Source organism: Halopseudomonas sp. MFKK-1 (assembly GCF_027474385.1).
GTDB lineage: Bacteria > Pseudomonadota > Gammaproteobacteria > Pseudomonadales > Pseudomonadaceae > Halopseudomonas > Halopseudomonas aestusnigri.
This window is the reverse complement of sequence record NZ_CP114836.1, coordinates 2,631,417-2,643,620: the sequence shown is the minus strand read 5'-3', so window position 1 is coordinate 2,643,620 and position 12,204 is coordinate 2,631,417. Positions and strand designations below refer to the sequence as shown.

Below are 12,204 nucleotides of genomic sequence, written 5' to 3'. Positions count from 1 at the left end.
TGCCCAGCCTAAAACACAGAGGAATCCCGATGACCGACTCCCCACTCAAAGTCGCCCTGGTTACCGGTGCCGGCACAGGCATTGGCCGAGCTACCAGTATTGCCCTGCTCAAGGCCGGCTATCACGTGGCCCTTACTGGTCGCAACGCCGACAAGCTGCAGCGCAGTCTCGAAGGGCTCGACGAGCTTGCCAATAATGCTCTGGTGATCCCCTCCGATGTGCGCGACCCGTCATCCGTGAAAGCGCTGTTCGACCAGGTACAGGCAACCTGGGGGCGGCTGGACGTTCTGTTCAACAATGCCGGTACCGGCGCGCCGCCGTTACCGCTGGAAGAGCTGCCGTTCGACGCCTGGAAGGCCACTATCGACACCAACCTGACAGGTGCCTTCCTCTGTACCCAGCAAGCCTTTCGGCTGATGAAAGCCCAGACGCCGATGGGCGGACGCATCATCAACAACGGCTCGATTTCAGCCACGGCTCCGCGCCCGAACTCAGCCCCCTACACCGCGTCCAAGCACGGCATGACCGGCCTGACCAAGTCCACCTCGCTGGATGGTCGCAAATACAATATTGCCTGCGGGCAGATCGATATCGGCAACGCCGCTACCGAGATGGCTGCACCCATGCAACGCGGCATACCGCAGGCCAATGGCGAGATCATGGCCGAGCCGGTGATGGACGTGGAGCATGTCGCCCAGGCGGTTGTTCAGATGGCCGAACTGCCACTGGAAACCAACGTCCAGTTCATGACCATCATGGCAACCAGGATGCCGTTCATCGGCCGCGGCTGATACACAGTCGAGACGTCTGATCCGGCCGCTTGCGGATCAGACGAAACGGTTCGTTGGCGAGCCGATGACGCGTGGTTACAAATTCACTCGTATTACTACTGGTGATTCACACACGGGACACTTTCATTCTTGGTATCAGCATTGCTACCATGCAAGCCAAATACGAAGAAGAAACCTAAAACGCCAGGAAAGCACCGAATGACCAGTCAGCAGACTCCCCTCTCCCTTGCCCTCTCAAAACGCAAATCCGACGAACGCGCGACGCCGATATCGGCCTTTCGCATGGCACGCAGCTGGTGGCTGGAAGGCCGCCGTCTGAACCTGTCGCAACTCGCGGAAGAGCTGGGTATCGGACGAGCCACACTGATGCGCTGGGTCGGCAACAAGGATTTGTTGATGGGCGAAATTCTGTGGTCGCTGTACAAGCGTATCTACGATGAAGCCATCGCCCGTGCCGAACAGACTCCCAACCTCACGGGCATCGACTATCTCACGCAGATCTACGAAGACATCAATGTTGCATTGATCAACGCGCGCCCCATGTACGATTTTCTGCAAGCCGAGCCGCAATGGGGCCTGCAATTGCTCACTGCCCGTGCCTCAGGCCTGCAGGAGCGCCTGATCAGTACCTGGCAGCAAATGTTCGAAAAGGCGATTGCGGCTGGTGAAATCAAGCCAGAGATGGATGCCCAGAGCCTTGCTCTGTACATCGTGCGTATCGGCGAAAGCGCCATTTATTGCGACCTGATCTGCGGCCGTAAACCCGAGCCAGGCCCAGCTACCACGGCGTTCCGCCTGCTGGTCAACGGTCATCAGCGCTGAGACGCGATTTGTCCGGTGGGGAGTCTCCGCGCGTCGGCAAATGAGCTCACGGAGAACGCTGCGCGGTTCTCCATGCTACCGCCCTCCCGCAACACGCCATCTCCGCAGGGCGGAGCACGCCGCAGGCTTCTCCGCGCGTCGGCACATGAACCCACGGAGAACGCTGCGCGGTTCTCCATGCTACCGCCCCCGCAGCCCGCAACCTCCGTAGGGCGGAGAACGCCGCAGGCTTCTCCGCGCGTTGGCACATGAACCCACGGAGAACGCTGCGCGGTTCTCCATGCTACGACGCCTGGCGCAGCGGCCAGTCGATAATGAAGGCAGCTCCGCCCAGCTCCTTGGACGTTTCGACCCGTGCGTAGCCGCGGTGCCAGTAGGCAATGCGGCGAACAATGGATAACCCCAGGCCATAACCACCGCTGGCACGGGTACGGCTGTCGTCCAGCCGAAGGAAGGGAGTAAAGATGCGCTCGCGGTAGGCCTCCGGAATCCCGGGGCCGTCATCTTCCACAGTCAGCCTGCAGCGGCCGTTGGCAACGCGTGTAGTCACCTTGACCCGCGAGGCCGCATGACGCAGGGCATTGCTGACCAGGTTGGTCAGTGCCCGATGCAGGTAACGCTCCTCGGCGTCCACCACATGGGCCCGGCCATGGGACAGATCTTCATGCTCCAGCTGCACGCTGGCAGCCAACGGCAACAACTCGGTCACAACCTGCTCCACCGTCGCCAGCACATCCACCGGCTGCAGCACCAGAGCCGGCGCGCCCTGTTCAAGACGGGCGTAGGTCAGAATCTCGTCGACCAGTTTGTCCAGTTCGGTCAAATCACCGTCCATGCTGTCGAGATAGCGTTTCAGATCAGCTTCACTGCTGGCTGTCTCCACCATCTCCAGACCGAAGCGCAAGCGCGCTACCGGCGTGCGCAGCTCGTGCGAGACGGCTCGAATCATCTCCTGTTGAATACGCATCATGCGTTGCAGGTGGCCGGCCATATCATTGAACGCCCGTGCCAGACTGCCAACCGAGTCGCTGCCGATAGCCTCCGCCCGGGCATCCAGATTACCGCGCGCCAGATGCGTCGCCGCCGACTCCAGATTCATCAGCCGCTGCTCCAACTGACGCACCAGCAGATAAATCAGCAGACCACTGAGCGACAGCGCCAGCAAGCCGGTCATCAGCAGCATCTCAGGCGGATACTCCTGCATCTGATAGATCGGTCCGAGGCTGACTACCCAGTTGGTATCCGGGATTTTCATGTACATCATCACCGCGTTGCCGTCCGGCCCCAGGCTCAGCACGGTATCGAACTCATCCAGACGCCGGCGTTGGTCGACATCCAGATCGGTTTCGTTAAGGCGGGTGAGATTAAGCGGAAAGCCGAAACCCTTGTCTCGCCGCAGTCGCTGCAGCCAGGTTGGCATGTCACTTTCAGGGTGCCGCACCAGCTCGTCGGCAATCAGAAACAGGGTAGCGCGACCCAGTTGCTCGGAGATCTTCTCGATATCGGCGGTCAGCACCTGCTGCTGGCTGAGGTCCACCAGACTGTATACCCGGACCTCGGATGGCGCGCTGCTGAGCACCAGCACACGCCCCTGAATCAGCCGCGACCAACTGCTCGACTCCAGCCCCAGGTCGTCCAGCTGGCGCAACTCCAGGGGCACACCGATCAGCCGCATCCACACGGCCAGCGCTTTCTGCCGCTCGGCTTCGTCCATCGGCTCCAGGTTATCTGCCATGAGGCGGAAAGTGCCTGTCGCCATGCGCTCGCGGTAATCCTCTGCGCGCACATCGTTGATCATGCGGATGCTGACCAGCGCCAGCAGGGAGACGGCGACCAGTACCAGCAACATGCCGCCGTAGATGCGCAGAAAAATCGAGTTCACGGCTGATCCGGGCCGGGGCTGACGAACAGATAGCCTTTGCTGCGGACGGTCTTGATCAGTCGCGGAAGGTCCGGATCATCGCCGATCTTGGGGCGGATACGCGAAATACGCACATCGATGGAGCGGTCCTGACCGTCATACTCGATACCACGCAGAGCGATAAAGATCTCCTCACGGCTGAGAATCCGGCCAGCGTTACTGGCCAGCAACCAGAGCAGATCAAACTCGGCACCGGTCAGCTCGATCAACTCGCCGCGCAGCCACGCCTCACGACGGTCGTTATCAATGATCAGCTCACCAAACTCCAGACGCGTCGGCGCCTCGCTGGTTTCCGGCTCGCTGGTTCTGCGCAACAGCGCACGGATGCGCGCCAGCAGCACCTGCGGGCGGACCGGTTTGCTTACATAATCGTCGGCACCCAGCTCCAGGCCACGAATCTGGGCCTCGTCCTCGCTGCGTGCCGTCAGCATCAGGATCGGCCGCAGAAAACCTGCCGCACGGACCCGCTCGCAAATCGAGTGCCCGTCCTCGCCCGGCAGCATCAGGTCAAGCACGACCAGCGCCGGCTGGGTGTCGAGAATTCGCTGCACGGCAGCGCTGCCATCCGCCTCAACCGCAACCTGAAGCCCCTGAGCCTGCAAAAACTCGGCAATCAGACCCGCCAGCTTCTGGTCGTCCTCAACAATCAGGATGTAACCGCTGTCTGCCTCCACCCATGCCTCCCGCTCGCTGAACTACTCAAATCAGCCGGCGATTGTAGCACTCGCTTGCCTTCAGGCCACAGCCCCTGACCCAGAGCACTGGAAACAGCTTCTTCCGGCGCTGACATCAATCTGAAAACAAGAAAAAGGCAAACACTAGATATAGTATTTTTTTCTTCAAGCCTGCAAACCCGCACCAGCTCTGATCTGCGCCGAGGTCAAGGCAGTTATGCGATGAAATCGACAAATAATCGCCTTGCCACACTCGAAAACACACACTATCTTGTGCCAAACGAAAGGCAGACATCTACATATTGATCAAATAGTCACCAGCAGCCGTAAGCCGCAGCTGACTGTCTGCCGCTTGAACAGCACGTCCCGAGCTGGCTGCGCCAGCTTGCGCGAATATCTACATATTGTGTTAACGACCAAAAAGGAGCATGTCATGCAGGTCACCCCTTCCGCCGCTGACACCACATCATCCGCGCGGCACACAGACGACGAACAAAATTCGGACCTGCAGCTGAGCGCCCCAGGACAGCTTCGCGTCATCAAACGCAACGGCACCCTGGTGCCCTATACCGACGACAAGATCCGTATCGCCATGACCAAGGCGTTTCTGGCCGTAGAAGGCAGCCAGGCCGCGGCATCCTCGCGGATTCGCGAGACCGTCAATGAACTGACCGATGTGATCAGCGCGATCTTCAAGCGTCGCCTGCCCTCCGGTGGCACGCTGCATATTGAAGAGATTCAGGATCAGGTCGAGCTGGCGCTGATGCGCTCCGGTGAACAGAAGATCGCCCGCGCCTACGTGCTCTACCGTGAAGAGCACGCCCGCCAGCGTCAGGCGCGCCAGAGCGTCGCCGAAGCCCACCCCAGCATCCGCATCACCCTGCCCGACGGCAGCCGCGAGCCGCTGGACCTGGGCCGCCTGCGCACCGTCATCGCCGAAGCCTGCGAAGGCCTGCCGGAAGTTGACGCCAACCACATCGAGCAGGAAACCCTGAAGAACCTGTACGACGGCGTGACCCAGCTCGACGTCAACACCGCGCTGGTAATGACCTCCCGCACCCTGGTCGAGCGCGAGCCGAGCTACAGTCAGGTCACCGCCCGACTGCTGCTCGACAACCTGCGTGCCGAAGCCCTCAGTCACCTCGATATTGCGTCCAGTGCCACCCACGGCGAGATGGCCGAGCTGTACGCCAGGACGCTGCCCGCCTACGTCAAGGCCGGTATCGACTACGAACTGCTGGACGCCAAACTGGCCGACTACGATCTGGAGCAACTGGGCGCAGCGCTCGACCACAACCGCGACCAGCTGTTCGGCTACCTCGGCCTGCAAACCCTGTACGATCGCTACTTCCTGCACCGCGACGGCACCCGTATCGAACTGCCGCAGATCTTCTTCATGCGCGTCGCCATGGGTCTGGCCATTGAAGAGCCGCAGAAGAACGAGCGCGCCATCGAGTTCTATAACCTGCTGTCCAGCTTCGACTACATGGCCTCCACGCCGACCCTGTTCAACGCCGGCACCCTGCGCCCGCAGCTGTCGTCCTGCTATCTCACCACCGTGCCGGACGAGCTGTCCGGCATCTACAAGGCGATCCACGACAACGCGATGCTGTCCAAATTTGCCGGCGGCCTGGGCAACGACTGGACGCCGGTTCGCGCCATGGGCGCCTATATCAAGGGCACCAACGGCAAGAGCCAGGGCGTCGTGCCCTTCCTGAAAGTGGTAAACGACACCGCCGTTGCGGTGAACCAGGGCGGCAAGCGCAAGGGCGCGGTCTGCGGCTATCTGGAAACCTGGCACCTGGATATCGAAGAGTTCCTCGAGCTGCGCAAGAACACCGGTGACGACCGTCGCCGCACCCACGACATGAACACCGCCAACTGGATTCCGGACCTGTTCATGAAGCGCGTGTTCGAAGACGGCCAATGGACCCTGTTCTCGCCTTCCGACGTGCCGGACCTGCACGATCTGACCGGCAAGGCCTTCGAAGAGCGCTACGAGTACTACGAAGCGCTGACCGAGTACGGCAAGCTGAAACTGCACAAGAAAGTGCGTGCCGCCGACCTGTGGCGCAAGATGCTCAGCATGCTGTTCGAAACCGGCCACCCGTGGCTGACCTTCAAGGACGCCTGCAACCTGCGCAGCCCGCAGCAGCACGCCGGTGTAGTCCACAGCTCCAACCTGTGCACCGAGATCACCCTGAACACCAGCGCGGACGAAATCGCTGTCTGTAACCTGGGCTCGGTCAACCTGGTCAACCACATTGTTGACGGCAAGCTCGACACCGCCAAGCTGGAGCGCACCGTGCGCACTGCGGTACGCATGCTTGATAACGTCATCGACATCAACTACTACTCGGTACCGCAGGCCCGCAACTCCAACCTCAAGCACCGCCCGGTTGGTCTGGGTCTGATGGGCTTCCAGGATGCGCTCTACCTGCAGCACATCGCCTACGGCTCCAACGAGGCCGTCGCCTTTGCCGACCAGTCGATGGAAGCCATCAGCTACTTCGCCATCCAGGCCTCCTGTGATCTGGCCGACGAGCGCGGCAGCTACTCCAGCTTCGAAGGCTCGCTGTGGTCGCAAGGCATCCTGCCCTATGACTCGCTCGACATTCTGACCGAGCAGCGCGGCGCCAAGTACATCGAAGTGGACCGCAGCGTCACCCTGGACTGGGAGCCGGTGCGCGAGCGCGTCAAGAAAGGCATTCGCAACTCCAACATCATGGCCATCGCGCCGACCGCGACCATCGCCAACATTACCGGCGTATCGCAGTCGATCGAGCCGACCTACCAGAACCTGTACGTCAAATCGAACCTGTCCGGCGAGTTCACCGTGATCAACCCCTATCTGGTGCGCGACCTCAAGGCACGCGGCATGTGGGACGCGGTCATGGTCAACGACCTCAAGTACTACGACGGATCGGTACAGCAGATCGACCGCATCCCGGACGACCTCAAGGCGCTGTACGCCACCGCGTTTGAAGTCGAAACCAAGTGGATCGTCGAAGCCGCCAGCCGCCGCCAGAAATGGATCGATCAGGCCCAGTCGCTGAACCTGTACATCTCTGGCGCCAGCGGCAAGAAGCTGGACGTGACCTACCGCATGGCGTGGTTCCGTGGCCTGAAAACCACCTACTACCTGCGTGCCCTGGCTGCCACCAGCACCGAGAAATCGACCGTCAACACCGGCAAGCTGAACGCCGTCGCCAGCGGCGCAGAGCCGACGCTGAGTGCAGCACCCGCTGGCCCGGCGCCGGTGCCGAAGGCGTGTTCCATTGATGACCCGGACTGCGAGGCCTGCCAATAAGGCAGGCCCAGCGGCAAGCCTCAAGCTGCAAGCTACAAGCAGTCCCGCTCGGAGCGTTTAAAACACAGCGTGATTTCCAACCCTCGCGTCATTCCCGCGAAGGCGGGAATCCAGAAAAAACCAAGCGCCGCGCCGAGTCCAAGGTTCACACCGCTCGCCGCCGCCACACCAAACAACTTGCCGCTTGCAGCTTAAAGCTTGCGGCTGTCGACCAAAGGGAGACATACCATGCTCAGCTGGGACGATTTCGACAGCGAAGACACCACCACCGCACCCGCCGCCAAGGCAGCCGCCCAACCGAGCGCGCCGCTCACCGACAGCCCGGTAATGGAAAATATTGCCGAAGGTTCGGTGGAGGACGCGCGTCAGATCAGCGCGGACGACTCCGACGCCATCGCCCGCGCCAAGGCCGCACTGGATGAGCTCGATATCCAGGAAGGTCTGGACGATCTGGAAGGCTCCGCCGCCCGCGTGCAGGTTGGCGACAAGCAGATGATCAACGCCCGCGCAGACCTCAACCAGCTGGTCCCGTTCAAGTACGAATGGGCCTGGCAGAAGTACCTCGACGGTTGTGCCAACCACTGGATGCCGCAAGAGGTCAACATGACCGCCGACATCGCCCTGTGGAAGAGCGCAGACGGCTTGACCGAAGACGAGCGCCGCATCGTCAAGCGCAACCTCGGTTTCTTCTCCACCGCCGACAGTCTGGTCGCCAACAACCTGGTGCTGGCCGTGTACCGCCTGATCACCAACCCCGAGTGCCGCCAGTACATCCTGCGTCAGGCCTTCGAAGAGGCGATCCACACCCACGCCTACCAGTACTGCATCGAGTCGCTGGGCATGGATGAAGGCGAGATATTCAACATGTACCACGAGATCCCGAGCGTCGCGAAAAAGGCCTCTTGGGGCCTCAAGTACACCCGCTCGATCTCCGACCCGACCTTCACCACCGGCACCGTCGAGACCGACAAGGAACTGCTGCGCAACCTGATCGCCTACTACTGCGTTCTGGAAGGCATCTTCTTCTACTGCGGCTTCACCCAGATCCTGTCCATGGGTCGCCGCAACAAGATGACCGGCACCGCCGAGCAGTTCCAGTACATCCTGCGCGACGAATCCATGCACCTGAACTTCGGCATCGACGTGATCAACCAGATCAAGATCGAAAACCCGCACCTGTGGGACGATGCCATGAAGGACGAAGCAACCCAGATGATTCTCCAGGGCGCGCAGCTGGAAATCGAATACGCCCGCGACACCATGCCCCGCGGCGTGCTCGGCATGAACGCCGCGATGATGGAGGACTACCTCAAGTTCATCGCCAACCGCCGCCTGACCCAGATCGGCCTGAAGGAACAGTACCCCGGCACCACCAACCCCTTCCCGTGGATGAGCGAGATCATGGATCTGAAGAAAGAGAAAAACTTCTTCGAGACCCGAGTGATCGAGTATCAAACTGGCGGTGCGTTGAGCTGGGATTGATGCTCAGTCCGCTCAAAGCCTCCAATCCGTGAAACCATCTCGCAGTGTGTGAAACGGATACACCCAAAAGGGCTGCCAAACGGCGGCCCTTTATTTTGGCTCTTCAGACGGCCATGGTCGCTGGACGAGGAACGACGGAACTATGGGCGATTCACAACTCCGGAGGTGTCGCATAGTATCTGTCGATATGCGATGCGTGGATGATCTGCCAGCAACGCGTGCAATCGGTTAAATAGGCCTACGGATGATAAGCGCATGGAGCAACGATCTCTTCTCTACGATGCCCGATTTCTCGAAAGCTACGCGGGGGCCATCGTCACCGACCCAGCAACCGCCATCGTCGAGCTAGTCGCCAACTGCTGGGATGCCTACGCCACCCAGGTTGAGATTACCTGGCCAGCAGTTGATTCAGGTAGGCCATTTAGGATCAAGGACAACGGCAACGGGATGACCCGTGACGAGTTCCAGCACATCTGGCGCACCATTGCCTACAACCGACTCTCAGTGCAGGGCGCAATCGCTGCGCCTCCGCAAGACGTTGAAGGTCTTCCCCGTCCTGTTTTTGGTAAGAACGGCAAAGGCCGTTTCGCTAGTTTCTGCTTTGCCGATGAGTACCTGATCACTTCACGCAAGAATGGCCAGGAATTCGTCTGCAGGGTTCATCGAACGCTAACCGAGCCACTGGTGCTGGAAGAAGTGTCCTTCAAGGCCGAGGGCATCAAAGGTCACGGTACGGAGATCATTGGTAACGGCAGCATCCCTACCTTGAGGTTCAGCGAAGAGCAAGCCCGCGAGCTAATTGGCAGCCGCTTTCTGGCGAACCCAGCGTTCACAGTTTCGATCAACGGAAGCCCAATCACCTTCAGAGACATCCCCGAGTTGCTGTCCAGCGAGGAGATTGAAATCCCTGATCTAGGGAAAGTGACCATCCTGCATATCGATACCAAGAAGGCTGACCGAACCACCAAGCAGCATGGCATTGCCTGGTGGGTGCAGAATCGTGCCGTTGGTGACTGCAAATGGAGTCGCAGCGACTACGAACGCGTTCTCGATGGCCGCACGTCCGAAGCCAAGCGTTTCACCTTCATCGTCCAGGCCGACTTCCTGAACCAGCATGACGCAGTCACCCCTGACTGGAGCGGGTTCAAGGACGAGAATCCGGCCTGGCGTACTACCCGCGAAGCTGTTCAGGACCACATCCGGCGGATCATTCACGGTTGCGGTGAAAGTGAGCGCGAAGCTAAGCGTGCGGCGGTTTTTGAGCGTGTCGGCAATACCGTCAACACCCTCTCCCCCATCAGTAAGGATCGCGTCGAGGCCTTCATCGACGAAGTAGTAGAGACCTGCCCCAACTTTGGCGAACAGGAGATTGTTCAGCTCTCCACGATTCTGGCCAAGCTGGAAAAGGCCAAGTCACGCTATGGCCTACTTGATCTATTGCATAAATGCGAGCCGAACGATTACGACACCCTGCACACCATCCTCTCCGAATGGACCGTCAGCATGGCCAAGCTTGTGCTCGACGAGATCCAGAACCGCCTAAAACTCATCGGAGAGCTTCGCACCAAGATTCAGGTCGCAGGCATTGACGAAGTGCACGAATTGCAACCGCTGTTCGAGCGTGGCTTGTGGATGTTCGGTGCCCAGTTCGAGTCCATCGAATTCACCTCCAACAAGGGCATGACCTCCGTAATCCGCCAACTATTCGGCGACTGCCAAGGCAAGGGCAGCCGCAACCGCCCGGATTTTGTGGCCCTGCCAGATTGCAGCGTCAGCTTCTATGCCAGATCGTCCTACGACGAGGACTACAACGAGAATGGTGCGGCGCACGTCGTGATCGTGGACCTCAAGACTACCGAATTGCCGCTCGGCTCCCGTGAAAAAGATCAGGTTTGGAAGTATGTAAAAGAGCTGAAGGCGAAGGGACATATTCGTCAGCACACACGGGTGGACGGCTTCATTCTCGGCAGCATCATCGAACAAGGTGAGGATGATCCAACCACCCATGGCGAGGAGGTCAAGATCATTCCCATGCTCTACGAAACCATCCTCACCCGAGCCGAAAAGCGCCTTCTAAACCTCTACGCCCGAGTCCAGGACGCTCCGTTCCTGCTCGAGCAGCAAGAGCAACTCGCCAGTTTTTTGAAGCCTGTGCCGGTTCGCCAAAGCGACCTAATAGTTGATGTGGGACCGCCGTAGTTAGGGGAAATCAAATTTTCACCGCTGAACAAAGGCTGAACGGGCTGGCAGGCGCGGTGTAAATATACCCTTCGCCCGGCGGCATGTCAGACGCGCGCGGCCATCCTTGCGCCAAGCCGATTTTCCTGGCCTCAGCGCTTCACACCGACAACCAACGCATTCCCTGACACCTCATCCCACGGCACCAGCCGCTGATAGTCATGTTCCAGGACCTGCAGCTCGAAATACGGCTCCAGCACCTCGATCAGCTCGCTGAAGGTCATCGCCACCATCGGGTGCTCGTCTCTCCACAACTGGGTTCCACTGCCATCGGTCCGCTCGATGCGCAGACGCAAGCGCTGCTGCTCGCCCTCGCCTGCGTAATACCAGCCCGAGCTGAAACGAAACGCCGCCCCATCCTGATGGGCCGTGTGGGACACGAAGGAACTGTTATCGATTTGGCTTTTATCGACTACGTTGAAGCAGAACACCCCGCCATCGGCCAGCGCAGCATGAACGCTGGCGATGCACGCGCGCAGCCGCTCGATGCTGCCGCTGTAGTGGATGGAGTAGAGAAAGCAGGTAATCAGGTCGAGCGGCTGCGTGATGCTGAAACCGCACATATCCTGCTGCGAAAACGTCGCCTCCGGGCATCGCTGCTGCGCGAGGTCGAGCATCGGCTGATTGATGTCCAACCCGCTGCTCTGAAAGCCCGCATCGAGAAAGTGGCGCACATGCGGGCCGGTGCCGCAGGCCAGATCCAGATGGCGTTTGCCGCCATTGCCAAACAGCTGATGAATACGCTGAACACACTGGCCTTGCGCCTGGTAGTCAATGTCCGCACACATCAGGTCGTAGTAACCGGAAAGATCGGTGTAAATGGCGTTATGGGACATGGCGACCTGAAGCGTCAGTTGCGGTGGCGCATGATATATCGAAGCGGAAGAAAAACATCTGAAAATCGACCAACGTCACTGCCGGGTGGAGCGTCATCAGGCCGCACAGATGTCTTGATGCAGCGCACTG

At 59.8% G+C, this 12,204-nt stretch carries 8 protein-coding genes; 5 read left to right on the top strand and 3 right to left on the bottom strand.

Features of this window, described 5'->3' with window-relative positions:
* The first annotated feature begins 29 nt into the window (after positions 1-29).
* Both O5O48_RS12260 and O5O48_RS12255 read left to right on the top strand, forming a co-directional pair.
* Positions 30-791, top strand: coding sequence for an SDR family oxidoreductase (locus O5O48_RS12260; RefSeq protein ID WP_088273866.1), 762 nt, complete (start codon positions 30-32; stop codon positions 789-791).
* A gap of 198 nt (positions 792-989) precedes the next feature.
* Positions 990-1,613 carry a QsdR family transcriptional regulator gene (locus O5O48_RS12255; RefSeq protein WP_088273865.1) on the top strand — a complete coding sequence of 208 codons (624 nt, stop codon included), beginning with the start codon at positions 990-992 and terminating at the stop codon, positions 1,611-1,613.
* 283 nt (positions 1,614-1,896) lie between these two features.
* On the opposite strand, the gene O5O48_RS12250 is transcribed toward O5O48_RS12255, so the two are convergent.
* Complete coding sequence (locus O5O48_RS12250; RefSeq protein ID WP_269687147.1) at positions 1,897-3,495, bottom strand: ATP-binding protein; 1,599 nt, start codon at positions 3,493-3,495, stop codon at positions 1,897-1,899.
* Complete coding sequence (locus O5O48_RS12245) at positions 3,492-4,208, bottom strand: response regulator transcription factor (protein ID WP_269687146.1); 717 nt, start codon at positions 4,206-4,208, stop codon at positions 3,492-3,494. The genes O5O48_RS12250 and O5O48_RS12245 overlap by 4 nt, the downstream gene beginning before the upstream one ends.
* A 433-nt stretch (positions 4,209-4,641) precedes the next feature.
* Between O5O48_RS12245 and O5O48_RS12240 the strand changes: the two genes are divergently transcribed.
* The 3 genes from O5O48_RS12240 (at position 4,642) to O5O48_RS12230 (ending at position 11,199) form a co-directional block, all read left to right on the top strand.
* On the top strand, positions 4,642-7,518 hold the full coding sequence (locus O5O48_RS12240; protein WP_269687145.1) for a ribonucleoside-diphosphate reductase subunit alpha: 2,877 nt from the start codon (positions 4,642-4,644) through the stop codon (positions 7,516-7,518).
* A 228-nt stretch (positions 7,519-7,746) separates the two neighbouring features.
* On the top strand, positions 7,747-9,000 hold the full coding sequence (locus O5O48_RS12235; RefSeq protein ID WP_088273861.1) for a ribonucleotide-diphosphate reductase subunit beta: 1,254 nt from the start codon (positions 7,747-7,749) through the stop codon (positions 8,998-9,000).
* A 255-nt stretch (positions 9,001-9,255) separates the two neighbouring features.
* Positions 9,256-11,199, top strand: a complete 1,944-nt coding sequence (locus O5O48_RS12230) for an ATP-binding protein (protein WP_269687144.1) — start codon at positions 9,256-9,258, stop codon at positions 11,197-11,199.
* Positions 11,200-11,330: 131 nt separating this feature from the next.
* Here O5O48_RS12230 and O5O48_RS12225 read toward each other — a convergent pair whose 3' ends face one another.
* The gene (locus tag O5O48_RS12225; protein WP_269687143.1) at positions 11,331-12,074 is read right to left on the bottom strand and encodes a class I SAM-dependent DNA methyltransferase; all 744 of its coding nucleotides are present in this window, start codon (positions 12,072-12,074) and stop codon (positions 11,331-11,333) included.
* Between the last annotated feature and the right edge of the window lie 130 nt (positions 12,075-12,204).